General features: G+C 49.0%; 21 protein-coding genes and 1 tRNA gene. 16 read left to right on the top strand and 6 right to left on the bottom strand.

Going from position 1 to position 25,498, the window contains the following annotated elements:
• Window positions 1–153: 153 nt before the first annotated feature.
• Both C7379_RS02885 and C7379_RS02880 read right to left on the bottom strand, forming a co-directional pair.
• Window positions 154–1,233: a hypothetical protein gene (locus tag C7379_RS02885; protein ID WP_116615942.1), complete on the bottom strand. Its 1,080-nt coding sequence runs from the start codon at window positions 1,231–1,233 to the stop codon at window positions 154–156.
• Window positions 1,230–2,300, bottom strand: a complete 1,071-nt coding sequence (locus C7379_RS02880) for a hypothetical protein (protein WP_133241861.1) — start codon at window positions 2,298–2,300, stop codon at window positions 1,230–1,232. Before C7379_RS02880 ends, C7379_RS02885 begins: the two co-directional genes overlap by 4 nt.
• A 735-nt stretch (window positions 2,301–3,035) precedes the next feature.
• On the opposite strand from C7379_RS02880, the gene C7379_RS02870 reads away from it, so the two are divergent.
• Window positions 3,036–3,851, top strand: coding sequence for a hypothetical protein (locus tag C7379_RS02870; RefSeq protein WP_116615940.1), 816 nt, complete (start codon window positions 3,036–3,038; stop codon window positions 3,849–3,851).
• A 223-nt stretch (window positions 3,852–4,074) separates the two neighbouring features.
• Here C7379_RS02870 and C7379_RS02865 read toward each other — a convergent pair whose 3' ends face one another.
• Both C7379_RS02865 and C7379_RS02860 read right to left on the bottom strand, forming a co-directional pair.
• Window positions 4,075–5,283 (bottom strand): bifunctional 3,4-dihydroxy-2-butanone-4-phosphate synthase/GTP cyclohydrolase II, encoded by a 1,209-nt coding sequence (locus C7379_RS02865; RefSeq protein ID WP_116615939.1) that lies wholly within the window; start codon window positions 5,281–5,283, stop codon window positions 4,075–4,077.
• A 23-nt stretch (window positions 5,284–5,306) separates the two neighbouring features.
• Complete coding sequence (locus C7379_RS02860) at window positions 5,307–7,220, bottom strand: LptF/LptG family permease (RefSeq protein ID WP_116616031.1); 1,914 nt, start codon at window positions 7,218–7,220, stop codon at window positions 5,307–5,309.
• Window positions 7,221–7,477: 257 nt separating this feature from the next.
• On the opposite strand from C7379_RS02860, the gene C7379_RS02855 reads away from it, so the two are divergent.
• From C7379_RS02855 to pyrH, 3 genes are read left to right on the top strand one after another with little or no spacing between them, the layout of a single operon-like run.
• Entirely contained in the window at window positions 7,478–7,861 is a 384-nt protein-coding gene (locus C7379_RS02855) for a YraN family protein (protein ID WP_116615938.1), read from the top strand.
• A complete protein-coding gene (locus C7379_RS02850) occupies window positions 7,836–8,630 on the top strand; it encodes a biotin--[acetyl-CoA-carboxylase] ligase (RefSeq protein WP_116615937.1) in 795 nt (264 codons plus the stop codon). Before C7379_RS02855 ends, C7379_RS02850 begins: the two co-directional genes overlap by 26 nt.
• Before the next feature lie 3 nt (window positions 8,631–8,633).
• Window positions 8,634–9,344: a UMP kinase gene (gene pyrH, locus C7379_RS02845; RefSeq protein ID WP_116615936.1), complete on the top strand. Its 711-nt coding sequence runs from the start codon at window positions 8,634–8,636 to the stop codon at window positions 9,342–9,344.
• A gap of 370 nt (window positions 9,345–9,714) precedes the next feature.
• On the opposite strand, the gene C7379_RS02840 is transcribed toward pyrH, so the two are convergent.
• Together C7379_RS02840 and rsmI are read right to left on the bottom strand one after the other, a co-directional pair.
• A complete protein-coding gene (locus C7379_RS02840) occupies window positions 9,715–10,572 on the bottom strand; it encodes a Cbp1 family collagen-binding glycoprotein adhesin (RefSeq protein ID WP_116615935.1) in 858 nt (285 codons plus the stop codon).
• An 11-nt stretch (window positions 10,573–10,583) separates the two neighbouring features.
• A complete protein-coding gene (rsmI, locus tag C7379_RS02835) occupies window positions 10,584–11,282 on the bottom strand; it encodes a 16S rRNA (cytidine(1402)-2'-O)-methyltransferase (protein WP_116615934.1) in 699 nt (232 codons plus the stop codon).
• Window positions 11,283–11,418: 136 nt separating this feature from the next.
• Here rsmI and C7379_RS02830 point away from each other — a divergent pair, with 136 nt between their 5' ends.
• The 12 genes from C7379_RS02830 to folD all read left to right on the top strand — a co-directional run bounded on the left by C7379_RS02830 (window position 11,419) and on the right by folD (window position 25,246).
• Window positions 11,419–12,042: a thymidine kinase gene (locus C7379_RS02830; RefSeq protein WP_116615933.1), complete on the top strand. Its 624-nt coding sequence runs from the start codon at window positions 11,419–11,421 to the stop codon at window positions 12,040–12,042.
• 73 nt (window positions 12,043–12,115) lie between these two features.
• Window positions 12,116–13,222 (top strand): AI-2E family transporter, encoded by a 1,107-nt coding sequence (locus C7379_RS02825; RefSeq protein ID WP_116615932.1) that lies wholly within the window; start codon window positions 12,116–12,118, stop codon window positions 13,220–13,222.
• Window positions 13,212–13,877 (top strand): CatA-like O-acetyltransferase, encoded by a 666-nt coding sequence (locus tag C7379_RS02820; protein WP_116615931.1) that lies wholly within the window; start codon window positions 13,212–13,214, stop codon window positions 13,875–13,877. The genes C7379_RS02825 and C7379_RS02820 overlap by 11 nt, the downstream gene beginning before the upstream one ends.
• Window positions 13,878–14,004: 127 nt before the next feature.
• Window positions 14,005–16,776 (top strand): DNA gyrase/topoisomerase IV subunit A, encoded by a 2,772-nt coding sequence (locus tag C7379_RS02815; protein WP_116615930.1) that lies wholly within the window; start codon window positions 14,005–14,007, stop codon window positions 16,774–16,776.
• Between the two features lie 13 nt (window positions 16,777–16,789).
• A complete protein-coding gene (locus C7379_RS02810) occupies window positions 16,790–17,575 on the top strand; it encodes a DUF3316 domain-containing protein (RefSeq protein WP_243406692.1) in 786 nt (261 codons plus the stop codon).
• 41 nt (window positions 17,576–17,616) lie between these two features.
• A complete protein-coding gene (locus C7379_RS02805; RefSeq protein ID WP_116615929.1) occupies window positions 17,617–18,624 on the top strand; it encodes a S41 family peptidase in 1,008 nt (335 codons plus the stop codon).
• A 67-nt stretch (window positions 18,625–18,691) separates the two neighbouring features.
• Window positions 18,692–20,824, top strand: a complete 2,133-nt coding sequence (locus C7379_RS02800; protein ID WP_116615928.1) for a Tex family protein — start codon at window positions 18,692–18,694, stop codon at window positions 20,822–20,824.
• 126 nt (window positions 20,825–20,950) lie between these two features.
• Window positions 20,951–21,032: transfer RNA gene (locus C7379_RS02795), tRNA-Leu, on the top strand.
• A 357-nt stretch (window positions 21,033–21,389) separates the two neighbouring features.
• On the top strand, window positions 21,390–21,905 hold the full coding sequence (locus C7379_RS02790) for a DUF4112 domain-containing protein (protein ID WP_116615927.1): 516 nt from the start codon (window positions 21,390–21,392) through the stop codon (window positions 21,903–21,905).
• 234 nt (window positions 21,906–22,139) lie between these two features.
• Window positions 22,140–22,844, top strand: a complete 705-nt coding sequence (locus C7379_RS02785) for an SIMPL domain-containing protein (protein ID WP_116616029.1) — start codon at window positions 22,140–22,142, stop codon at window positions 22,842–22,844.
• A gap of 135 nt (window positions 22,845–22,979) precedes the next feature.
• Window positions 22,980–24,335, top strand: coding sequence for a signal recognition particle protein (gene ffh / locus C7379_RS02780; RefSeq protein ID WP_116615926.1), 1,356 nt, complete (start codon window positions 22,980–22,982; stop codon window positions 24,333–24,335).
• A gap of 26 nt (window positions 24,336–24,361) precedes the next feature.
• Window positions 24,362–25,246, top strand: a complete 885-nt coding sequence (gene folD, locus C7379_RS02775; protein WP_116615925.1) for a bifunctional methylenetetrahydrofolate dehydrogenase/methenyltetrahydrofolate cyclohydrolase FolD — start codon at window positions 24,362–24,364, stop codon at window positions 25,244–25,246.
• Window positions 25,247–25,498: the final 252 nt, after the last annotated feature.

Here is a 25,498-nt window from a genome sequence, read left to right as displayed (position 1 = left end):
TTCACTTATCTTAGTGTTGCAAAAAAACAAGAGAACCTGACGATAGACATGGCGAAGATACAAATTAAATCTGAGAGACTCACTCCTTTTGGGGGATTATTTTCGGGTCATGGAGCAATTTGACTCCACGCCTTAGTTGTGGATTTGAGGATATCAAGCTTTTTCGAAGGTTTCTGCAAAGATTTTAACAAAATCTTTGTAGGATTTTTCTGAAAGATTATCTTTTGCATAACGTTTAACAGCCACGAAAACCTCTTCTTTAGAAGAACATTTGCTTATTACCTCAGACAAACCATTATGGAATGCTACAGAAGCTGAAGAATTAGCCCTTTCTGCACTAACATGCCCACCACCTGTTTTAAAAACAACGTTTTCTGTTTTTTGAACAAGTTTTGTCAATGCTAACGACATAAAAGGACCATCTTCTCCCCACTTTGGATTGGTTAAAAAATCTTTATAGTTTTTTGTCATAAGCCATTCATGAACACCACCATCTCCACTTCTACGTATAGCTTTTTTTATATATATATTTATATCAGGATTGTCCAACAATAACTCGGTCTGCTTTTTATCTCCCATAGCTAATCGGATAAAAAACTCTTGAAATTTCTTGTTGTCGCCAGCATATTGCTTTATAAAAACTCTTAATTGCTTTGGATTTGCCAACAAATAGTTGAGTTCCTTTTCGCTTAATACTATTGGCCCCTTTGCCATTATAGCTTGTAGTTCCTTATGCAGGAGAGTTTTGCTTATTTTTGTACCTAAGTATATTTTTGAGACCTTATTTACAACTTTATCTTTGAGGCTTGAAACACGCTTACTGTAATCTACATTTTTTGCCGATTTCTCTGCCAAAGCTTTAACGGCAGATTTCTCTGTATGTGCAATCTGCTTTTCGGCACTTACCATGCCATAACGCAAAAGCGAACGAAGTTCCTTCGTTTCTATTTCTTTCAATAAATTCTTGCGTACTGTACTTCTAACAAGCTGTTTAGCTGAAGCATTCTTGACATAGTCCTTACTGATTTCTTTAGCACCAGACTTAAAGGCTCCCTCCAACATTTCCTTATTGGTAGCCTTTATTCCTTCTTTAGTTAATACTTTAGCCTCTGCTCGAAACAGACCTTTCGCTCCTTTATATACCGATCTCACCATTTGCTTTTGCGCAAAAGACGAATAGGGTATAATCAGTATTATGGAAACAACAAATATTTTTAGATTAAAGTTTTTCATAAACTTTTGGATATAGCATTATATAATTTTTTACTATTCTCATCAATATTCTTAAACACTCTTTCTGTATAGTATTTCAGATACGCTTGGCGTATTTGGAAACCGATGTTCTCCATGCAAGCGTACTTAACAACATCATCAGAATCCAGCTTTTGTGATTTTATATCATTAATTGTCACATTGATGTCATAAAGTAAATTGCCCGCATCATATGCCCACGCTACCGCAGGGCCAACACCGCCGCTACATGCTCCTAAAACTACAGGAACGACCCAATCCTTCAATAAAGAAGTTGTCATTTCCTCTTTTTCTTTTTCTGTAAACTTTCTTACTTCACGCACGCATTTCTTTGCCAATAATAAATTCATTGTTGCTTGGCTGATGCGCGTTTCGCTTTTAAACTCGCCATCTCCTACGATATCATTGTAATAGTTGTTTCTCAGAACCGCCAAAGAGTCTAAATATGTATTGATATATTTGGACACACACTCAGTATATTTTGCGTTGTCAATATTTTCGCTCCATATTTTTTCAAAATTATCACTTCCAGTACCAAATAAAAACTTAAGTTTTCTCCAATTCATGAAGCCACCAGCATATTGACTCATAACTTTGTCCATATCTTTCTCGAGCAAAGAGTCTATTTCTACCTCCATAGCGGGAACTATGCAGTCAACGAATGCTTTTTTCTGAGAGATTGCGTTTTCCTTGACTTCTTGGTTGATACTGGCAAGGTAATCCTCCCTCGTATTTTTGTAATAAATTTCCAAAGCATCATCAGCCGGTGTGTTTTCAACCTTTTCTTTAACAACCTTTATTGTGTCAAAGCCGCATAGTCCGATGATGGGAACAATGTCGTCAACATACAATGTGTCAAGAAACGGGAAATCGTCTCTGTTATCCACATAGAACTGAGCTCCCGCTGTTGGCGAAAGTTCAGCAAGGCTATTAATGGCATCTTCTGGACTTAGCTTTGGCCCTTCATCGGAAGAGCCCACGTTACAGGAAGAAAAACTTATTAGGATTGCAAAAACAAAAAATACGCTTTTAATTGCTGATCTATACATTTTTCGCATTTCCCTTAATTCCGCAACACTATTATAAATTAAACTTTTTAAGTACCTGAGCAACAAAAAGTTGCTCAGGATTTTGCCATGTCAGAATTTTCACTTATCTTAGTGTTGCAAAAAAAACAAGAGAATCCGACGATAGACATGGTAAAGATACAAATTAAATCTGAGAGACTCACTCCTTTTGGGGGATTATTTTCGGGTCATGGAGCAATTTGACTCCATCGCAGCGTCAACCAGCAAGTGCAAAAAAATAAAAGCTAAAAAAGCGAATAATTAAAAAAAAATGTACCTTTGCGTCACAAATGGATAAAGTGCGACAAAGTATAGCAACCAGTTTCCTGTCTTTACCACATATATATTATATGTGTAGCTTGCCAATGAAGCTTGCCCCAAAGCAGGACGGCACAAAACACGAAAATGAAAAGTGGTCGAAATTTTAAAGCAAGAAGGCGAACCTTGGGTCTCAGTTTAAGGTTACGTCCAAAATCGCCAGCAAATACAACATTAAAACAACATGCGTTGCACCTTGCCGCTCATGGGCATCCATCTTTGTCCCAAATACGAGATGACATCGTGGCGTGGTTTGCTGTTCCCACTCGTCAATTGACTTTTAGAGCTTGACATAAAACGTAAAGCCTGACAAGGCTTCTTAATGGGCGGGCTTAAATCGCGTTTACGCCCATTTACTATTTTACGAATATTTTTATTATCAATTAAACAATTACGCTTATGAAATTTAAAACTTTACACACCCTTTTGCTGATTATTGCCGCTACGCTGTGGACAGGGCGCATCGACGCACAACAACTCAAAATTGATGGCAACGACGTAAATATAACCAATGACGCCACGCTCACAGGGGTATGGCTCAAATCGGGCAATGTGAGCTGGAACGCGACGACCAAGACTCTCACGCTGGACAACGCCAAGATCGAGAACAGCATGGCATATGACAACACGCTTTTGGTTAGCGGCTTGGACGTTACCATCAAGCTGATTGGAAGCAGTGATATCAGGGCCACCTCCTCGGAGGGTGTCCGTCTCATGAACTCTAAGACCACCATCACTGGCGGCGGAACTCTCAAGGTGAACGCAGGATTTACCGACGTGTATCTACACCATGACGCCACACTGACCATTGACGGCTGCACCGTGGATATGGATCGCAGGTTGGAAGGTTGGAGCATGGGTGACGAGAAAGACAAAAATAACCACCTCGTGGTGAAAAATGCCACCCTGAAGGCCACGTCCGTGAACAAACTAAGCTCCATCACTCTCACAGCTTGCAAGATACAGTCGCCCGATGGTGGCAAGATTGACGGAAACGAGTTTGGCAAGTTCGTAGCCACGGCAGACGGCAGCAAAGCTCAAAACGTTGTCATTGTGCCAGACAAAACTGCCTCCATAGCGCGCGCAAACGTTGAGAACGGCTGCGAGACCAAAGCCATCTACTCCATGGACGGGCACCTTCAGCCCGCTCTTGGCAAGGGCATTAACATTGTGCGCACGAGCGATGGCAAGACCGTCAAAGTGCTCAAGAAGTAGCTCCGCGCGTGCCATGCCGTGCATTCGGTCGGTAAATGTGGCTTGCCCACATATATAACAACCGCCGCTTGTCGGCTTCGCGATTGATCTTTAACAAAAAAGCCATGCGGTAGGCATGGCTTTTTTGATGTGTACGCAATGTTAGTTGACAGGCCTGGGCGGTATGGCCAGACCTGCGCGGTAGCTCCGCAAACCGTACTTTGTGGCACGTGTAGGTTTTGTCTTATAGGTGAAGGTCGTGCCCCATGCGGTCGCGCTTGGTGCGCAGGTAGGTCAGGTCGTATTGGTTTGGCGTGATCTCAATGGGTACGTTCTCGACAATTTCCAGCCCATAGGCCTCTAAGCCCACGCGCTTGGTGGGGTTGTTGGTCATGAGTCGCATTTTGTGCACGCCGAGATGCCGCAGCATTTGGGCGCCGCAACCGTAGTCTCGCTCGTCGGGTTTGAAGCCTAAGTGGATGTTGGCGTCGACGGTGTCCAATCCCTCTTCTTGCAGTTTGTAGGCAGCAATCTTGTTCATCAGTCCGATACCGCGTCCCTCTTGCTGTATATAGATTACCACGCCCTTGCCCTCGCGCTCTATCATCTGCATTGACTTGTGCAGCTGCTCGCCACAATCGCAGCGCAGGCTGCCGAGGATGTCACCGGTGGCGCATGACGAGTGTACGCGTACGAGTATTGGCTCGTCGGGTGTCCATTGTCCCTTGATGAGGGCCATGTGCTCCATGCCGTTGCTGTTTTGCCTGAAGGGTATGAGGTGGAAGTGTCCATAGTCGGTTGGCATATCCACTTCCTCGCCCACCTCAATGATGGTCTCGCGTTGTAGACGGTAGGCTATGATATCCTTGATGGATATGAGCTTGATGCCCCATGCTTGCGCTTTCTCTTTGAGCTGGGGCAGTCGCGCCATGGTTCCGTCCTCGTTCATGATTTCCATGAGTGCGCCCACGGGTTGCAGTCCAGACAGTTTGCATAGGTCCACGGTGGCCTCGGTGTGGCCCGAGCGGCGCAGCACGCCGTTGTCTTGGGCGTAGAGGGGGTTTATATGGCCTGGTCGGCCGAAGGTTTCGGGGCGTGAATTTGGATCTGCGAGAGCCTTGATGGTGGCTGCCCGGTCATGGGCGGACACGCCAGTGGTGCAGCCTTCGAGTTTGTCCACGGTCACGGTGAACGGTGTGCCAAGTACGGATGTGTTGTTTTGCACTTGATGTGGTAGGTCTAACTCGCGTGCCCTTGAGAGCGTGACGGGCGCGCAGAGCACGCCGCGGGCGTTTTTGAGCATGAAGTTGACTTTCTCCGGGGTTATAAGCTCGGCAGCGATGATGAGGTCACCCTCGTTCTCTCGATCCTCGTCGTCTACGACGATAACAAATTTTCCTTTTTTGAAATCTTGGAGCGCGTCTTCAACGCTGCTCATCTTAATATCTGTCATGTTGAATATAAGTTATGGGGTATTTATGTTTTGGATTTGATGTTTTTCTCGATGTAGCTCGTCAACCTTTGGGTGTTTTCCCTGATTGCGCGCAGGTCGTGCAGCAATCGCAGTCGGTAGCGCCACATGCGGATGTATAAAAACAGGCCTAATGGGGCTACGATGGCCATGAGAATGTTGAGCCATTTGCGCTCGAATGGGCGAGTGTGCGCTTTTACAGAGAGTATGGGGTATTGGTTGATGAGGTGCAGCACTTGCATGTCGCGGGTGTTGGCGAGATCATCGATTGTTTGTTCCAGCAAGGCGTTGATGCGCGCTATCTCGTGGTCGGGCTGGTATCTGAAGAATACGTTGATGATATTGGGTGGCGAGATTAAGTTGTGTTTTTGGGCGTAAGCTGTGATATCATGGCTGATGTCTCGCAGCGTGGCGCACGCTTGCTCGTAATGGGGCTGTGTGATGATGACCTCCTTAGCGACAATGTGCCGTTTGGTGCGCAGGCCAAGCAATCGTCTGAACATGCTGACCCAAAGGTCGGCATTGAACACCATGGAGTCGTTGTAGGCCTTGTATGTCACGAATATCGCTACCGGGGTAAGCGTGGCTGGTGCCAATAGTTTGCCAAACCACACCGACCAGTCGCCTATTCGGGCCATGCGATAGCCTGAATTGTCGAGGATGTAATAAACGATAAAGACCAATACCGACACGATAACAGGCACGCCGAGACCACCTTTGCGAATGATGGCGCCAAGCGACGCACCGATAAAGAAGAAGATGAGGCATTGGAAGGCGAGAGTGAACTTGTTGATGGCCTCTATGTAGTGCATGCGAATGATCCATTCGTTGTCTTTGGTGAGCATGCTTTTGAAGTCGAGTTCGCTCACTTGGTTTTGTACATTGCCGAGCGCGTCGGTAACGATTTGGCGTTTTTGGTCTACCTTTAGCCTTTCCCATCGTTTGTCAATGTTGTAGGCAGGAGTGCGCCCACGCTTGACGGCTCGAGCCGAGTCTGCCTTGGATAGGTGGGGCATGGCGTAATAAGATCGTTTTGCCTCGTCGTAAAACACAGAGCCTAAGCTATCGTTGACGTGCGTGATAGAGTCGATGGCATGGTTTATTTGGTCGAGGCTCTTGCCTTTCGCGTTGTTTGAGAGCATGGCGGCGTCGGCCATGTTGAAGCCCGCATCGAAGTCGAGAATGATTTGTTTGGTGATGAAAGTCTCCCTGCGATAAGGCACGGCGGCGCTTCCAGCGAATTGTTGTGACTGCATGTTCTCAAACCATTCGCCTTGCCACAGGCTGAGCAGCAAGTGTTTTTTGTCGGCCGTGGATTGTAACATGCCTGAGTCTGCGAGGATGATGGCGGCGTCTTCGTAGCTTTGTGTCATGCGGTATATCATGATGCCATAGAGGTGCCCTGTCTTCATGTCCTTCTTTTGCACGTAGATATTGCAGTTGGGTATACCGTCGTAGAACACTCCCTCGGGTATCTCCAGTTCTGGACTCTTCTGTTTCATGGACACCAGCAACTGGGTGAGCTTCATGTTAGCCTGTGGGCCGATATTGTTTTGGAAATAGAAAGAGCACAGGCAAATGACAATGGTGACGACAATAAGCGAGCGGAATGTCTGCATGAGTGATATGCCGGCAGCCTTGATGGCGGTAAGCTCGGAGCTCTCGCCGAGATTGCCAAAGGTGATGAGCGAGCTTAGCAGAATGGCCAATGGCAGTGCTTGTGGCACGAGCATAAGCCCCATATACCAGAAAAATTGTGCCATGACCTCCAGCGAAAGCCCCTTGCCGATAAGCTCGTCGACATATCTCCACAGGAACTGCATCATTAGTACAAACTGACAAATGAAAAAAGTTCCTACGAACAAAAGGCCGAATTGGCGGAGAATGAATATGTCAAGTTTTTTAATACGGAGGTTCATATATTTGCTTTCCATGCACCGATGTCGTGCCTTCGAACATGGATGGAATTTGGTATGCAAAGATAATGTAAAATTATCAAGAAAGCGTTGTTTTTGTCATTTTTTATCGATCGGCTTTGGTTTTCTTACTAATGTGAATGGTCCATGCCGTTTCCAACACTCGTTATCGCCCATGGCGGCAAGCGAGGCAAAAATGGCGAGATCGTTTTGCGATATGGAATAAAACCGCTACTTTTGCATCATATATACATGATGTTATGGCAAAACACAACCATTTGGGCTTGTGGGGTGAGCAGGTGGCAGCCCGCTATTTGGCCGAACGGGGATACGTGATCATGGAGCGTGATTGGCGTTTCGGCCGTGGCAAGCCAGACATAGACCTTATCTGCAAGACGCCCGACGGCCGTGCCGTGGTGTTCGTGGAGGTAAAGACGCGCGAGGACGATGTGTCGCAAGCACCGGAGGATGCTGTAGATATGCGAAAAATGCGGCGTATAGGCCGCGCTGCCGATGAATATGTCAAGACGCTCGACATCGTGGACGACTTGCGATTTGACATTGTCGCGATTGTTGGTAGCGAGGGAGATACCAATCCTCAAATCAATCATATAGAAGATGCTTTCAATCCATTGCTTGTTTAAGAAGAAAAAAACAGACGACGGCATACGTTTTGTGGAACTGGACGAGACCGACAGCACCAACCGCTACTGCATGGACCATCTCTGTGACGGCCTTTTGATCGACGGACAGCCCATGCGGATGGTGGTGGTGAGCGCTGAGTACCAGCGTGACGGCCGTGGGCAGGGAATCAATAAGTGGGAGAGCGAACGTGGGGCTAATCTGTTGTTCTCCATGTACTGTCGCCCATCATGGCTCGCCGCCCGCAGGCAGTTTGTCATCTCGGAGTGCGCCGCGCTGGCCATCCGCGACACGCTCGCTACTTTTGCCGATGGCTTCAGCGTGAAATGGCCCAACGACATATACCACCACGATCGCAAGATATGCGGTATACTCATAGAGAACAGATTGAGCGCGGGCCGACTGAAGGACTGCGTGGTGGGCGTGGGGCTTAACGTGAACCAGCTACATTTCGTGAGTGACGCGCCCAATCCCGTGTCGCTTCGCCAGATAACCGGTCGCGAGATGGACTGTAAGGCGATAGAACACGATATAGTGCGGCGTTTTGACGAGCGTCTCGAGATGGGCGAGCGTGGACTGTATGGTGCCATCGCGGAGGACTATACCTCGTGTCTCTACAGGCTTGGTGGCTTTCATGCCTACCGGGATGCCTCCGGCATCTTCGAGGCGGCTATTGTCGAGGTTGAGGACGACGGTCAACTGATATTGCGCGACCGTGACGGACGCATGCGCGCCTATGCTTTCAAGGAAGTGGAATTTATCATATCATAAACTATGGCAAGATTTAAACGTATATTGTTGAAGCTCTCGGGCGAGAGCCTCATGGGCAATCAGGGCTACGGCATAGACGCTGGGCGGCTGGCTGACTACGCCCGCCAAATCAAGGAAACGCACGACATGGGCGTGCAAATAGGTATCGTGATAGGCGGTGGCAACATTTTTAGGGGCCTGAGTGGCAGCCAAAAAGGTTTTGACAGAGTGAGGGGTGACCAAATGGGCATGTGCGCCACGGTGATAAACTCGCTTGCCCTCAGCTCGGCGTTGGAGTCTATAGGCGTGAAGACCAAGGTGCTTACGGCTATCAGGATGGAGCCTATTGGCGAATTTTACAGCAAATGGAAAGCCGTGGAGGCGCTCGAGGCAGGCAAGGTGTGCATATGCTCGGCTGGCACCGGAAACCCTTATTTTACCACAGACACGGGCAGCTCGCTGCGCGGCATAGAGATTGAGGCCGATGTGATGCTCAAAGGTACGCGCGTGGATGGCGTGTACACGGCCGACCCAGAGAAAGACCCCGAGGCCAAGAAGTTTGCCGACATCACCTACCGTGAAGTGATAGAACGAGGCTTGAAGGTGATGGACCTCACGGCCATCTGCATGTGCCAGTCGAACGATTTTCCCATCTACGTCTTTAACATGGACGTGCCTGGCAACCTCAAACGGGTGATGGACGGCGAGGACATAGGCACCTTGGTGCACAATTGACAGGTGGATGGCGCGATCTTCGTGCCAATCGTAAACAGGTTTATAACCAGAGATTAAACCTGATTAGGAACAAGCGTCCACGTATATTTTAGATTTGTAAATCTTGAATTAACATTGCCTGGCTTAAGCCTGAGTGTGGAAGCACTTTGGCATCAATACTGAGTTTAGGTGGGTTGATGGGCTTGTGAATAATTTAGAATTAAAACTTCTTGCGATAAAAACGCCCCGAAAAACCAAAAGCGACATTTCTTTGTCATGCTTTTGACTTTTCGGGGCCTAATTTTTTAATAGTTACAATCACATATTAAACCTGATCAAGGATGCGTCTCGGTTTAAATTGTGAATTGAGAGTAGTGTGTTGTGCATGGCGTCACTTCACCTGTATGACGAGATACTTGCTGGTGCTCCAGAAAATCTCTGCGTTGGTGATGGTCAACACGTATTGGTTGTTGGTGTCACGGGTGAGCGTGTAGCTGCTGGATGGGTGCATGGAGAGCAACTTGGCCCACTTGGAATAGAGCTTAACGCTCTTGAAAGAGCGGATGTCTATCTTCGTGAAATAACTCTTGTTGAAGTTGGATTGCAGCACTTTGCCATCCACCAATATGCGCTGCTCGCGCAATTCTTTCTTGGTGCCGAAGACATACCAAGCGGTGTTGAGTTGTGCGTCTTGTCCGCTGATGGTCTTGTCTTTCTGTGCGTTGTCCTGCTTAAGATTTGAGACATTGCTGTTGAGGTTGTTGATAGCTTCGTCAAGCTCCGTGATATGGATAGCCTTGGCGTCAAGCTCAGCACGCAGTTGTTGCATCTGTTTGTCTTTCTCCTCAAGCTGTTTCTGCAAACCCTCGATAGTTTTTACCATCTCCGAACCCTTAAATTTGCTATCCTTAAGCTGCTTTTGCAGTTTGGCGATGAGCTGGCGGTTTTGTTGCATGCGCGCGGAAATGAACTTAATGTTCTCCCTGATCTGCTGTGTCTTGTTAGCCCCCTCGCCGTCTTTGGCAAGGTTTACGCGGTTTTCAGCCTCAGAAATCTCACGAAAACCATCTTGGATCTCGTTCATGGTGCTCATCATGTCGTTGATCTCATTGTCACGCTGGTCAATGATTTTCTGCAAAGAATCATTCTGCTCCAATGCCCTGTAATCCGTTGGGTTTTCTTTTTTTTGTTTACATCCCGCAGTGACGAGTAGCGTCAGAGCGAAGAAAAATAGCAAAGTCTTTTTCATAATTAGTCATTTTAAAATTGCTTAGACTTATTTTTGATAGTTGTATTACCAGCCAGCACGATGACAATCTCACCTCTCGGGGTTGTCTGTGTGAAATGCTCTATGGCTTCTTGGATTGTGCCTCGCACATGTTCCTCATGTATTTTGGATATTTCTCTTGCAACGCTCACTTGTCTCTCTGCTCCGAAGACCTCGGCAAACTGCGTGAGAGTTTTTAGCAATCGATAGGGCGACTCATAGAACACCATTGTGCGCGTCTCCTCTTCGAGCTCTCTCAACCGGGTGTTGCGTCCTTTTTTCTGTGGCAGAAAGCCCTCAAAGCAAAATCTGTCGCAAGGCAACCCCGAAGATACCAAGGCCGGTACGCATGCTGTGGCACCGGGCAATGTTTGTACCGTTACGCCCGCTTGGGCCGCCTCGCGCGCCAAAAAGAATCCTGGGTCGCTTATTCCCGGCGTGCCTGCGTCGCTGATGAGGGCTATGGTTTGGCCAGCCTTGAGCCAATCTACCACTGTCGCCGCTGTCCCGTGCTCATTGTATTTATGGTGTGACATGAGACGGTTTTTAATCCCGAAATGCTTGAGCAGAATGCCCGACGTGCGGGTATCCTCGGCCAAAATCATATCAGCCTCTTTCAGAACACGTATGGCACGTAGTGTCATGTCTTCCATATTGCCTACCGGGGTGGGCACTATATACAATATACCCATAATTCCGGACAAATATAGATAAATATTACTCACCATCAAAATAAAATCTAAATTCTTTACATTTTTTAAGTAAGATAAAAAAAATATTAGTGCGGTGAGCTTACAATTCGTTTCTTTTGTTATCTTTGCAAATGCTATGATAGAAAACTATACGGGCGAAAACCGCCTACCCGGAAGAATAGAAGTAGTGTGCGGTTCCATGTTCTCGGGCAAGACCGAGGAGCTTATCCGTCGTATGAAACGCGCTATGTTTGCCAAGCAAAAGGTAGAAATCTTCAAACCCGCTATGGACACTCGCTACTCGGATGTAAATGTGGTGAGCCACGACCGTAATATCATCAGGTCAACGCCGGTGCAAAACGCAGCTGCCATCTTGGAGCATTGTGCCGGCCACGATGTGGTGGGCATTGACGAGGCCCAATTTTTTGGTGCTGACTTGGTGGGGGTATGTAACACGCTGGCTAATGGTGGTGTTCGCGTGATAGTGGCTGGATTGGATATGGATTTCAGGGGCGAACCATTTGGCCCCATTCCCCTATTGTGCGCTGTGGCAGACGATGTGACCAAGGTGCACGCTATCTGCGTGAAATGTGGCTCAATGGCTTATGGCAGCCATCGATTGGTAGACGTGACGTCGCAAGTGATGTTGGGCGAGAAATCAGAGTATGAGCCTCTGTGTAGGTCGTGTTTCCAAAAGGCTGTGGAGGCCGACCGGCTCAATGCGCTTTCGGGAAATTTGTTTGACAGCGTGGAGCAATGATGAGCGCGAACCATGTGAGAGAAATCCTGTGTCAAAGCATAGGTATGGAAGATAACTTTTTTAAAATAAAAATATGCAAAAAGAGATAACTTTGGACAAATTGGTGCGATGGGTGGGTGCAATACTCATAGTTTTTGCCGTGCTTTACTTGGTGAACTACCTCAGCACCGTGTTGCTACCTTTTTTCGTAGCTTGGCTTTTCGCCTACCTGTTGTTTCCTGTGGTAAAATTCGTGGAAGACAAGTTGCATGTCAAGATGCGCGCCATCGCCATTCTTATCACGCTTTTGGCGTTGCTCGTTGTAATAGGTGGGATAGTGTGGCTCATCATTCCGCCGATGTTAGACCAGTTTAAACTGCTCATCAACATCTTGAACAACTGGTTGCAGCAGAGCACTGACGCCAACAATATCACCAGCTGGATACAGCAGCGCATCAACGAGAACCGCGAGTCTATCGAAGAGTTTTTGCGCGGTAAGGATTTCAGAGACCTGTTGCAGAAAGCCACGCCCAAGGTGTTTAGCATAGTGGGTCAGACGGCGAGCGTGCTGCTGAGTGTGGTGGCCTCGCTCATCACCATATTATATATGTTTTTCATTTTGTTGGATTATGAGTATCTCACCAACAATTGGATAAAGATTTTCCCCCAGCGCAACCGTCCGTTCTGGCAAGAACTGATGGTAGACGTGGAGCGCGAGTTGAACAATTACATTCGCGGACAGGGTTTGGTGTCATTGTGTTTGGGTATATTGTTCTGTATAGGCTTCACGATCATCGATTTTCCTATGGCTATCGGTTTGGGGGTTATCATCGGCATTCTCAATTTGGTGCCTTACCTGCATACCTTGGCACTCATTCCCACGGCGTTTTTAGCCATGCTCAAGGCTGCTGACACGGGACAGAACTTCTGGTGGGTGTTTGGATTGGCTATGGCAGTGTTTGTCATTTGCCAGCTTATATCAGACACCGTGCTTACTCCAAAGATATTGGGTAAGACCATGCGGCTGAACCCTGCTATCTTGTTGCTGTCGCTCTCCGTGTGGGGCGTGCTCTTGGGCTTTATAGGCCTGATAGTGGCATTGCCACTCACCACGCTGCTCATAGCCTATTGGAAGCGTTATGTCACGCGCGAAGAAGACGCTACGCCCAATGTTAAACATCAAATAGACCATGAAACATAAGGTGAATTTGAACACGTGGTCACGGCGTGACAACTGGAATTTTATGAGAACGTTTGCCAACAGTTGGTATAGCGTGACCTCTGAGGTGGATTGCACAGTGGCCATGGAGGAGTGCAGGCGTGAGAACAAATCATTTTTCATCAGATACTTGTATGCTATGCTCAGGGCGGCCAACGAGATTAAGGAGTTTGGCTACAGGCCCGACGGCGATGGTGTGTGCTGGTACGACAGCATGGGCGCCACTGTGCCAGTGGCCGTGGAGGGTGGCACGTTTTACACGGTGCTGATTGGTTACGTGGAAAACTATGATGAATTTTACAAAAAGGCTAAAGAGACGATGGCCAACATCCCCAAGGATGGTGACCCCTATGGTGTGAACAGGGCATTGATAGAGCGCGGCGACACGGGAGTGGTGAATATCTCCGCCACACCAAGGCTCTATTTCTCGAGCGTGACTTATACTTTTCACAAACCCGGATTGGGTAGCGACTGGCCTTTGATGAACGTGGGCAAGGCGGTGCGACGTGAGGGCAGATGGGTTATGCCCGTGGGGCTGTACGTGGACCATTGCTTCGTGGATGGGGTAAATTTGTCCGACTTCGTAGAGAAAATGCAGTGTTATCTTGATTGCCCCGACCACCATTGTCGTGGATGATAGTATCTGAAATGTCGTACGCACGTACAAAAAACGACAAAGCGAGGATATTAGGACAAAAAATGTTTAACTTTGCGTGAAGAGGTACCTTGTGCCCATCTTCACAACTGATTACACAACCTGAGAAATGAAAGACGACAACAGCGACGACAAAACATTGGATATTCAAGAAGGAGAAACATCACAAAACGCAGACAAAGTCATACATCTTGATGAGCCAGAGAGGCTTGATGACACAGTGGAGCAATCGTTGGGCTACAAGCCTGTGGATCGTTTTGACGCCTCCGCCGTTCACCATCTGAGCAGGATGTACAAGAGTTGGTTTTTGGATTATGCCTCGTATGTAATCTTGGAGCGTGCGGTTCCCGATATCGAGGATGGCCTAAAGCCTGTGCAGCGGCGCATACTCCACTCCATGAAACGCATGGACGATGGCCGATACAACAAGGTGGCCAACATTGTGGGGCACACCATGCAGTTTCATCCTCACGGCGACGCCTCCATCGGCGATGCCTTGGTGCAACTGGGACAAAAAGACTTGTTGGTAGACACGCAGGGTAACTGGGGAAATGTACTCACCGGAGACCGTGCTGCTGCGCCCCGATACATAGAAGCGCGGCTGAGCAAGTTTGCTTTGGAGACGGTGTTCAATCCCAAGACTACGGAGTGGCAACTTAGCTATGACGGCCGCAACAAGGAGCCGGTGACGCTACCGGTGAAGTTTCCCTTGCTGTTAGCGCAGGGAGCTGAGGGTATCGCCGTGGGCCTGAGCAGCAAAGTATTGCCTCACAATTTCGTGGAACTTTGTGACGCGGCGGTGAGCTATCTCAGGGGACAGGAGTTTGAACTTTATCCTGACTTCCCCACGGGTGGAGCCATGGACGTGTCCAAATACAACGACGGTCAGCGCGGAGGCACGGTGCGCGTGCGTGCCAAGATAGAGAAGTTGGACAGCAAGACATTGGTCATTAAGGAGGTTCCTTATACCAAGACGGCTGCTTCGCTACAAGACTCCATCACGCGAGCTATCGAGAAGGGTAAGATCAAGGCACGGCGTGTCATAGACATGACGGCCCGCGACGTGGAGATACAGGTGCAGCTCAGCGCCGCCGTGTCACCTGACAAGACCATCGACGCGCTCTATGCGTTCACCGATTGCGAGATTAGCATCTCGCCCAATTGTTGCGTCATAGACGGCGACAAGCCCGCTTTCCTGACCGTGAGCGACGTGCTCAAACACAGTGTGGACCGAACTATGGGCCTGCTGCGCACCGAACTGATGATACGCAAGGGTGAGTTGGAAGAGCAATTGTTCTTCGCCTCGTTGGAACGCATCTTCATAGAGGAGCGCATGTACAAGGAGCCCAAGTTTGAGCAGGCTGCCAACCAGAAAGCCGTGCTTTTGTTTTTGGACAAGAGATTTGAGCCGTTCAAGAAAGATCTCATACGCGACATCAAGGAAGAAGACTACCTGAGACTGTTGGAAATAAAGATGCAGCGTATCTTGAGATACAACAAGGATAAGGCCGACCAACTTTTGGTGAAGGTGAAAGCCGAGATCAAGGGGCTGGAACACGACTTGGCCCACATGACCGATGTGACTATAGCGTGGTTCAAGCATCTTAAAAGCACCTATGGCAAGGACTATCCGCGACAAACAGAGATACGCAGTTTTGACAATATAGAGGCTGCCAAGGTGGTGGAGGCCAACGAGAAGCTATATATCAATCGGCAGGATGGATTTGTTGGAACAGGGTTAAAGAAGCATGAGTTTGTGTGCAACTGCTCTGACTTGGACGATATCATCATCTTTTATCGCGACGGCAAATACAAGATATTGAGGGTGGCCGACAAGATATTCGTGGGCAAGAACATATTGTGGGTGCAGGTGTTTAACAAGAATGACAGGCGCACTATATACAATGTGGTATACCGAGACGGAAAAACGGGGCCGAGCTATATCAAGCGTTTCAATGTTACCAGCATGACACGCGACCGTGAATACGACGTGACGCAGGGCAAAGCGGGTTCGCGCGTGCTCTATTTCTCGGCCAATCCTAATGGCGAGGCAGAGACAATTAAGGTGACTCTCGACCCGGATCCTAAAAAGAAACGCCAAAATATATTTCTTGAGAAAGATTTTTCGGAGATAGGTATCAAGAGCCGAACGGCCAAAGGTAACCTTCTGACTAAGCGAAGCGTGCATCGTGTGACGCTCAAAAGTCACGGCCGATCTACGCTTGGTGGGCGCAAGGTGTGGTTCGACTCCGACGTTCGCCGCATCAACTACGAGGAGCACGGACGCTTGCTGGGTGAGTTTAACGACGGTGACAGCATCTTGGTGGTGCTGGAGAATGGAGAGTTTTACATCACTGATTTTGACGTGAATAACCATTATGAACATGAATTGAAGGTAATAGAGAAGTGGGATCCCACCAAAATATGGACAGCAGTGCTCTTGGATGCCGACAATGAAGGGTATGCTTATGTGAAGAGATTTATGATGGAGGCGACCCGGCGCCATCAAAACTATTTGGGAGACAACCCTGAGAGCGTGCCACTGCTGCTCACCGATACTGCTTACCCACGTTTGCGTGTAGCCCTTGGTGGCGACGATGCCACACGAGCCGACTTGGAGATAGATGCCGAGCAGTTTGTCGGGGTCAAAGGGTTTAAGGCTAAGGGTAAGCGAATTTGTATTTGGACTGTAGACAAGGTGGAAGAGCTTGAGCCGACACGTCAACTTGAAAGCAACATGCAAACTGCCACAATGGATGACGATGACGACGGGGCAGAAACCGAAAATCTTGACCCCGACGCGGGAAAAACCAAACAGCAGATTATTGATGAGATGACAGGACAACTGAGTCTGTTTAATGATGATGAGTTGGGCAAATAACAACCATAGATGGATGACTTTGGCCGTGGGCTTGGCACTCATGGCAAGTATCTCTTGCGGAGCGCAAACAGACACCGTGAGAGTGTCTAAAGCTCCTATAACGCTGAAACGCATGCGTCTGATAGCGGTGGGGCACACCAATCTTTTGGACACCTATCTCTCGCAAGAGACTTTCAGAGGAACTGAGGTTGGCTATGTGGCGCGGTCGGAGTGGCGACGCAAGGGCAGTAGTGTGTCTCGCGAGATGGAAAGCCATGCGCTGGTGTCGTGGGCTGGTACACGGGGCAACGGCAACTCAATGTTCACGGCTATGTACAATATTTTATTTGGCTGGCATTACAGTTGGAGCCTCGCCGGGACGAGAGTCTCCTTGAAAGCAGGCGGTTTCATGGATGCCACTGTCGGCGGCACTTACAACACCCATAACACCAACAACCCAGCGCAAGCGCGCATGGCGCTCGCCATAGATCCGTCGGCGGGCGTGGAGTGGAATATACGTCGTGGGCGCAGGCCGCTTAATCTGAGCTATGAGGCGCACATGCCACTCGTGGGCTTGGCTTTCATGCCACAGTTCGGGCAGTCTTATTACGAAATATTCACATTGGGCAATTACGACCACAACATCGTGGTTACCTCGCCTTTCAGCGGTTTGCAATGGAGCAACAAACTGTTGCTGGATTTCAAGTTGTGGCGCGCAACATTATGTGTGGGCTATATAGGAGAGATCAGGCAGCTTGAGGCAAACAGCCTTAAATACCATCAATACACACATAGCGTGATGGTGGGATGGAAATTTTGACCGTAGTGAAAGGCTCGTGAGGACAAGACAAAACCAAAACGATGAGAAAATCACACCTTATATATATAGTGCCCTTGCTCTGCGCAATCCTCCTCGGGTGTGTGAAGGAGCAAGAGTTCGACAACAATCCACGTGGCAACTTCGAGGCTTTGTGGAAAATAATGGACGAGCATTATTGTTTTTTCGAGGAAAAGAGCGTGGACTGGAACGCTATACGTGTCAAGTATGCCCAGCGGGTGGATAGAGGAATGACAGACAGCCAGCTGCTCGAGGTCTTGGGCGGCATGCTTGCCGAACTTAAGGATGGGCACGTTAACCTCTTCACCTCATTTGACATGGGTCGTTACTGGGGCTTTCACGAAAACTATCCAGCCAACTATGCAAGTGAAATTGTGGACAATTATCTTAAGACAGACTATCGCGTGGCCAACGGTTTTCGCTATCGTGTGCTGGACGATAACGTGGGATATATCACTTGCTCGTCTTTTGCCAATCCCATAAGCGACGGCACGCTTGACCAAATCTTGACATATCTTGCACCATGTAATGGCCTGATCATAGACGTAAGGCAGAATGGGGGAGGCATGGTGACATCTGCGGAGAAGTTGGCCGCGAGGTTCACCAACGAGGAGATACGCGTGGGATACATGTGTCACAAGACGGGCAAGGGGCACCGCGACTTCTCGCCATTGATGGAACAACGTCTCAAACCAGCCAAGGGGGTGCGTTGGCAGAAACGGGTGGTGGTGATAACCAACCGCCGTGTGTACTCCGCCGCCAACGAGTTTGTGAAGTACATGAGATGTTGCCCTAATGTCATGGTGGTGGGCGACATGACCGGCGGAGGCGCCGGCTTGCCATTTTCGAGCGAGTTGCCCAATGGATGGATAGTGCGTTTCTCGGCCTGTCCTATGTACGACAAGGACAAACGCAGCGTTGAGAATGGCATGGCCCCTGATGTCAAGGTATCCTTATCCGCAAATGATGTAGCGCGAGGGCGCGACACTTTGATAGAGACTGCGCGAGAAAGGCTGCGAAAAGGCTGGTAGGCAGCGGCACTCGCCCCCATGAAATAACCTTTTTACATGGCAGAACAACTTTTCAATCACCACTACAATGAACATTTTCACTCCTTACATTTCGCAGAAACTTAACATTCCGACGCAGCAGGTGGATGCCACGCTGGACCTCTTGGAGGCTGGGTGCACCATCCCGTTCATTAGCAGATACCGCAAGGAGGCCACCGGAAACTTAAACGAGGTGCAAGTGGCCGCCATCAGCGACTTGAGCGAGCGACTCAGGGAACTGCAAAAACGAAAGGACACCGTGCTCAAGACCATAGAAGAGCAGGGCAAGCTCACCGATGAGTTGCGCCAACGTATAGTGAGCAGTTGGAACGCCACGGAGATAGAAGATATCTATATGCCCTATAAACCACGTCGGCGCACAAGGGCGCAAGTGGCGCGTGAGTTGGGTTTGGAGGCGCTGGCGCAAACTATCTTGGCGCAGCGCGAGCGAGATCCGAGACAAGTGGCTGAGCGCTTTGTAAAAGAGGGAGTCCCTGATGTGGAGGCCGCGTTGAGAGGTGCACGAGATATCATCGCCGAGATAATCAGCGAGAGTGAGGGCAGCCGACAGAGCGTACGTAAGGTGTTCAGGCGCGAGGCCACCATCATCTCGAGGGTGGTGCCAAAGATGAAAGACGAAGACGCAGCGCAGAAATATGCCGATTACTTCTTTTTCAGCGAGGAACTTAGGCATTGCTCTTCTCACCGTTTGCTGGCCATGAGGCGCGGCGAGGCTGAGGGTGTGCTGCGGGTGAGTGTAACCGTGGACGACGACGAGTGCGTGGACAGGTTGCGCCGCTATTGGGTGCATGGGGCAGGAGCGTGCCAAGGCTTGGTGGACGAGGCTGTGGAAGATTCGTACAAACGGTTGATAAGGCCATCGATAGAAAACGAGTTTGCCGCCATGAGCAAGGAGCGAGCTGACGACGAGGCTATCAAGGTGTTCAGCGAGAATCTGCGCCAACTGTTGCTCGCTCCACCATTGGGACAGGTCAGGGTGATGAGCGTAGACCCGGGGATACGCACGGGGTGCAAGGTGGCTGTGCTCGACGCGCAAGGTAACTTGTTGCACCACGACGTGGTGTTTGCCGTGGGGCGCGAGGCCGAGCGTCTCAAAGATGGTGCGAGTGCGCCCTTGCGGCGGTTTGAGGAGATAGCCCGGCGGTTTGGTGTGCAGGCCATAGCTGTGGGCAATGGCACTGGCTCTCGCGAGGCTGCCGATATATTGCGGCGAATAGAGGGTGTGGATACCTATGTGGTCAGTGAGGATGGAGCCAGCGTGTATTCTGCCTCGGAGGTGGCGCGCGAGGAGTTTCCTGACCAAGACGTGACCGTGCGGGGGGCTGTGAGCATAGGGCGCAGGCTCATGGACCCATTGGCTGAGCTGGTGAAGATAGACCCCAAGAGTATTGGGGTGGGGCAGTACCAGCATGATGTGGACCAAGGCAAGCTCAAAAGCAGCCTTGACCAGACTGTCCTGCTCTGTGTCAACTCGGTGGGCGTGAATGTCAACACCGCCAGCAAGAATTTGCTTACATACGTCAGTGGGCTTGGCCCGGTGTTGGCGCAAAATATTGTCGACTATCGACGGGATAATGGGCCGTTCGCCTCGCGGGCACAACTCAAGAAGGTGCCACGCCTCGGGCCGGCCGCCTTTCAGCAGTGCGCGGGCTTCTTGCGCGTGCCTCACGCCAAAAACCCATTGGACGCCAGTGCCGTTCATCCAGAGAGTTATCACGTGGTTGAGCAAATGGCGGACGACAGTGGTTGTGCCGTGGCCGACTTAATGGCCAACAACTCATTGCGTGACAAAATAGAAATAGAACGCTATGTGACGTCCGAGGTGGGCCTGCCCACGCTGCGTGACATCATGTCCGAGCTGGCAAAGCCGGGGCTCGATCCGCGCGACAAGCTTGAGACGTTCGAGTTCGACCCGCGGGTCAAGACCCCCGACGACCTTGTCTCGGGCATGGAGCTACCCGGCATCGTCACCAATATCACCAACTTTGGTGCGTTCGTGGACATCGGCGTGCACCAAGACGGCCTTGTGCACATATCGCAGATGGCCAACCATTACGTGAAAGACCCCAACACCGTGGTCAAACTTCACCAGCATGTACGTGTCAAGGTGTTAGAGGTGGATCGTCGACGCCATCGCATAGCCCTTACTATGAAGTTATAAGTGCACCCGGGCATGGTTTGGTGCGGAATGTATTGGCGAAGAGGAAAATTCGCACGGTCGCCCCATAATATTTTTGGACCTTTCCCTTGGGTTTTAAAATTTTATGCGTACCTTTGCATCCCGAATGCGCTTGTGGCGGAATTGGTAGACGCGCCAGACTTAGGATCTGGTGTTGCGAGACGTGCAGGTTCGATTCCTGTCAGGCGCACGCATTCAAATTGCTAAATAGACAGTTGTTGTCTATTTAGCAATTTTGTATATCTGATATTGGTTTTTTAATCTTTTCGTTTCGTGATGGATAGTTTATGCCGCAAAAAAACGTCGTGGCGGCCATTGTGACAACCATGCTCCTCAACAGGGTTTTATTAAGGGCGAGGGTCAATTTTGCGGTGAAAAACAACAGTCAATCGTATTTTTCTATTGGTTGCATGAAACGAAATCCCTGTTTAATACGTTTATAAGTGTGTGCGCAGGTGACAGATAGAGGCATGGGGCATGTTCAGACAAAGTAAACGTGGGCCGAACATGCAGTCGTAGGCTGCACATAAAAAATAAAAAAAAGACAATGGAGAAACGACAAATAAACAATACTGCGAATCAAGACGACATCACATTAGGCAACGAAAAAATTGCTCGACGGTACAAAGTGGTCAACACTTGGTCATATAAAATCATGGATCGCATAGCCAAGATCATGGACCGCTATTATTTGGACCCGTTGCTCGGCTTGGTTCCCGGTGGCTGGGGCGATCTCATCTCATCTATTATGGTGTTGCCGTTCGTGTGGTTCAGCCTATGTGTGGTCAAATCGGTTCCACTCACCTTAGCCGTGATATACAATGCCATGTTAGACGCGGTGAAGGGCCTTTTGCCTTTCTTCGTGGGCGATGTCCTTGATGTTTTCAATCATTCCTACGTGCGCAACATGCGTTTGGTTCAGGGCTTTGTATATGATGATCAAGACGTGGTGCGCGAGGTGAAACGCAAGGCGTGGTTTTTTGCCGCCGCCATCGTGCTTTTCATTGTGCTCATCGTGTTGCTTGTTAGGCTCGCTGTCTATCTCTTTGGCCTTTTGTTCTAACTCGTTGGTAGGAGATGAAAATGCCATAGACAGTTGGAGGCAACGTGCGCGACGCTGTTAAGACTTGTCGCGCCGGATGATTGTAACCTGTAAGATGGCATCTCGCAAAAACTATCTGTCCTCGGCAGACAGTCAAGGCGTGAGGCTATTTTCACGTTAAAAAACAATAACAATATTTGTAGACAACCATATTTATACGTATCTTTGGAAAAATCAACAACTTATCATACAATGATGAAATACAGCAGAATTTTCGAAGCGGCGATTATCGCTGTCGGAATTATAGCGTTAGGACTATGCATACGGTGGGGTATCAACGATTTTGCTAACAAAGACCGCAAGGTAACCGTCAAGGGCTTGGCCGAGCGTGAAGTGCAAGCAGACAAAGTGACGTGGCCCGTGGTGTTTCAAGAGTTGGGCGACGATCTGCCGCAACTCTACGATCACATAGCCCAAAAACAGCAAGCCATCAAGGCGTTTCTTTTAAAAAATGGTATCAAAGAGAGCGAGATGGAACTCAACGCCCCCAAGGTGGTAGACACAAACGCCGACAGGTATTCGTCCAGTCGCATGCCTTATCGCTACAACATAACATCTACCATTACCGTCACTTCGCGCAATGTCAAGCAGGTGCGGGCTATCATAGCCCGGCAAGGAGAGCTTCTCAAGCAAGGTATAGCCATTGTCGAGGGCGATTACAACTCGCAAATAGTGTATGAGTACGTGTCATTCCAGCGCATGAAAGGCAAGATGATGGAGGAAGCCATTGCCAATGCGGAAGCCACCGCCAATCAGTTTGCCAAAAATTCGCACTCTGAGCTCAACAAGATTGTAAGCGCCGACCAAGGCCAGTTCTCCATTAACGACCGCGACCAGAACACCCCTTATATCAAAAAGGTGCGTGTGGTGACCACCGTGACCTACTCGTTAAAAAATTAATTATTGTAAAAACATACTATTATCTGCATGATTTTTTGAATAATTGGCTACCTTTGCGTTCAGCATCCCATGGTGTCTTATGTCATAAGGCACGCTTTTCACGTTAACACTATAAATATTTAGCAAGGCAAAATTATGTTCGAGAATTTATCCGACAAGTTAGAACGTTCGTTCAAAATTCTTAAAGGCGAAGGCAAAATCACAGAGATCAATGTCGCGGAGACCCTTAAGGATATTCGGCGGGCATTGCTCAACGCGGATGTTAACTATAAGGTTGCCAAGACTTTCACCGACACCGTGAAAGAAAAGGCTATGGGTATGAACGTGCTCACGGCCGTGAAGCCCGGACAACTCATGGTGAAAATTGTTCACGACGAGTTGGCCAAGCTCATGGGAGGCGAGGCGGCCCCGCTCCGTTTGGAGGGGCGCCCAGCTGTCATCCTTATGTCGGGCTTGCAGGGTTCGGGCAAGACCACGTTCAGTGGCAAGCTCGCTAATCTCTTAAAAAACAAACAGAAGAAAAATCCTTTGTTGGTGGCGTGCGACGTGTATCGCCCCGCTGCCATAGAACAGCTCAAGGTGGTGGGACAGCAAGTGGACGTACCTGTCTATACCGAGGAGGGTAACAAGAACGTCAACGAGATAGCCCTTAACGCCATCAAGGAGGCCAAAGCCAAATCATACGATGTGGTGATCATTGATACCGCAGGACGATTGGCAGTAGACGAGGCGATGATGAACGAGATAGCCTCGCTCAAGAAGACCGTAAATCCTGACGAGACGCTTTTTGTGGTCGACTCCATGACAGGACAAGACGCTGTGAACACGGCCAAGGAGTTCAACGACAGACTCGACTTTGACGGCGTGGTGCTTACCAAATTGGATGGCGACACTCGTGGCGGAGCTGCCTTGTCCATACGCACGGTGGTGACCAAGCCCATCAAGTTTATTGGTACTGGCGAGAAAATGGAGGCGCTTGACGTGTTCCACCCAGAGCGTATGGCCGACCGCATATTAGGCATGGGCGACGTGGTGTCGCTCGTGGAGCGTGCTCAGGAACAGTTTGACGAGGCCGAAGCCAAACGCCTTCAAAAGAAAATACAGAAGAACAAGTTCGATTTTAACGATTTCCTTGGCCAAATAGAGCAAATCAAGAAGATGGGCAACCTGAAAGATTTGGCCTCAATGATACCCGGTGTGGGCAAGGCTATCAAGGATGTGGACATCGACGACGATGCTTTCAAGGGCATCGAAGCTATCATCAAGAGCATGACACCAAAGGAGCGCACCAACCCCGAGGTGCTTAACCAAAGCCGTCGCATGCGCATTGCCAAAGGCTCCGGCACTTCTATCCAAGAGGTGAACCGATTGGTGAAACAGTTTGACCAAACGCGCAAGATGATGAAAATGGTCACCGGAAACTCTATGAAATCGATGATGTCGCGCATGAAAGACATGAAAGGCGGCATGCCAAAAATGCCAGGAATGTAAACCTTAAAACCTTAACACATAAAGACATGGCTTATACACTGATTGACGGAAAGGCCACTGCGGCCGCCATTAAGAAACAAATAGCCCAAGAGGTGAGCGACATTATGGCCAACGGTGGCAAGCAACCCCATTTGGCCGCTGTGTTGGTGGGACACGATGGAGGGTCAGAAACCTACGTCAGAAACAAGGTCATAGCCTGCGAGCAGTGTGGCTTTAAATCCACGCTCATACGCTATGATGCCGATGTTACTGAGGAGGAACTGCTTCGATGTGTTGACCGCCTGAACCATGACGATGACATTGACGGTTTCATTATGCAATTGCCACTGCCCCCACACATAGACGAGCAGAAAATTATCATGGCTGTCGACTATCGTAAAGATGTGGATGGTTTTCACCCCATCAACGTGGGGCGCATGGCTATCGGTTTGCCTTGTTTCATTTCGGCCACCCCATTGGGTATTCTCACGCTGTTGAGACACTACAAGATAGAGACGTCTGGCAAGAAATGTGTGATATTGGGGCGTAGCAATATAGTGGGCAAGCCTATGGCCCAACTGATGATGCAAAAGCATCTCGGCGATGCCACGGTGACCGTTTGCCACTCGCACTCGGCCACATTGAAAGAAGAATGCCGAGAGGCCGATATCATCATCGCTGCCATTGGTCGTCCTGATTTTGTCACGGCCGACATGGTCAAGGAGGGTGCGACCGTCATAGACGTGGGCACCACACGTGTGCCAGATGCCACAAAGAAGAGTGGCACTCGCCTCAATGGCGACGTGAAGTTTGACGAGGTAGCTCCCAAGTGCGCTTTTATCACGCCTGTGCCAGGTGGTGTTGGTCCCATGACCATCTGCTCCTTGATGAAAAACACACTTGCGGCGGCCAAGAAAGAGATATATTTATAGAATAGTTCTCACAATTACCAGTCTATATAATATTAAACGAAACAAGAATGACATCCTGTCATCTTTGATTTTTCGATTTAAAAGTTAGGCTTCCTAAATTCTTAGGAAGCCCTTTTTGTCTCTGCAAACTGGCTTGAAAATCAATAAATAACTATTATCACTACTGTCCCGTTAAGGTGGACTAATCACTCTTTGAATTAATTGAAATACAGTCTATTAGGTGGTGTTTTGAAATGAAACGGACTTGATTTC

The sequence above is a fragment of the Hallella colorans genome, assembly GCF_003096815.1.
GTDB classification, from domain to species: Bacteria; Bacteroidota; Bacteroidia; order Bacteroidales; family Bacteroidaceae; genus Prevotella; species Prevotella colorans.
The sequence above is the reverse complement of the archived record's forward strand: the minus strand, read 5'-3'. Positions and strand labels throughout refer to the sequence as shown.

Excerpts from the sequence above, each read along its gene's own strand:
- folD (WP_116615925.1), top strand. The coding sequence starts at position 24,362 with ATGGCTTATACACTGATTGACGGAAAGGCCACTGCGGCCGCCATTAAG.
- C7379_RS02825 (WP_116615932.1), top strand. The coding sequence starts at position 12,116 with ATGCAAAAAGAGATAACTTTGGACAAATTGGTGCGATGGGTGGGTGCA.
- C7379_RS02880 (WP_133241861.1), bottom strand. The coding sequence starts at position 2,300 with ATGTATAGATCAGCAATTAAAAGCGTATTTTTTGTTTTTGCAATCCTA.
- C7379_RS02830 (WP_116615933.1), top strand. The coding sequence starts at position 11,419 with ATGATAGAAAACTATACGGGCGAAAACCGCCTACCCGGAAGAATAGAA.
- C7379_RS02855 (WP_116615938.1), top strand. The coding sequence starts at position 7,478 with ATGGCAAAACACAACCATTTGGGCTTGTGGGGTGAGCAGGTGGCAGCC.
- C7379_RS02805 (WP_116615929.1), top strand. The coding sequence starts at position 17,617 with ATGAGAAAATCACACCTTATATATATAGTGCCCTTGCTCTGCGCAATC.
- rsmI (WP_116615934.1), bottom strand. The coding sequence starts at position 11,282 with ATGGGTATATTGTATATAGTGCCCACCCCGGTAGGCAATATGGAAGAC.
- C7379_RS02885 (WP_116615942.1), bottom strand. The coding sequence starts at position 1,233 with ATGAAAAACTTTAATCTAAAAATATTTGTTGTTTCCATAATACTGATT.
- C7379_RS02850 (WP_116615937.1), top strand. The coding sequence starts at position 7,836 with ATGCTTTCAATCCATTGCTTGTTTAAGAAGAAAAAAACAGACGACGGC.
- C7379_RS02800 (WP_116615928.1), top strand. The coding sequence starts at position 18,692 with ATGAACATTTTCACTCCTTACATTTCGCAGAAACTTAACATTCCGACG.
- C7379_RS02815 (WP_116615930.1), top strand. The coding sequence starts at position 14,005 with ATGAAAGACGACAACAGCGACGACAAAACATTGGATATTCAAGAAGGA.
- C7379_RS02865 (WP_116615939.1), bottom strand. The coding sequence starts at position 5,283 with ATGACAGATATTAAGATGAGCAGCGTTGAAGACGCGCTCCAAGATTTC.
- C7379_RS02870 (WP_116615940.1), top strand. The coding sequence starts at position 3,036 with ATGAAATTTAAAACTTTACACACCCTTTTGCTGATTATTGCCGCTACG.
- C7379_RS02810 (WP_243406692.1), top strand. The coding sequence starts at position 16,790 with ATGACTTTGGCCGTGGGCTTGGCACTCATGGCAAGTATCTCTTGCGGA.
- C7379_RS02840 (WP_116615935.1), bottom strand. The coding sequence starts at position 10,572 with ATGAAAAAGACTTTGCTATTTTTCTTCGCTCTGACGCTACTCGTCACT.
- C7379_RS02860 (WP_116616031.1), bottom strand. The coding sequence starts at position 7,220 with ATGAACCTCCGTATTAAAAAACTTGACATATTCATTCTCCGCCAATTC.
- pyrH (WP_116615936.1), top strand. The coding sequence starts at position 8,634 with ATGGCAAGATTTAAACGTATATTGTTGAAGCTCTCGGGCGAGAGCCTC.
- C7379_RS02820 (WP_116615931.1), top strand. The coding sequence starts at position 13,212 with ATGAAACATAAGGTGAATTTGAACACGTGGTCACGGCGTGACAACTGG.
- C7379_RS02790 (WP_116615927.1), top strand. The coding sequence starts at position 21,390 with ATGGAGAAACGACAAATAAACAATACTGCGAATCAAGACGACATCACA.
- C7379_RS02785 (WP_116616029.1), top strand. The coding sequence starts at position 22,140 with ATGAAATACAGCAGAATTTTCGAAGCGGCGATTATCGCTGTCGGAATT.
- ffh (WP_116615926.1), top strand. The coding sequence starts at position 22,980 with ATGTTCGAGAATTTATCCGACAAGTTAGAACGTTCGTTCAAAATTCTT.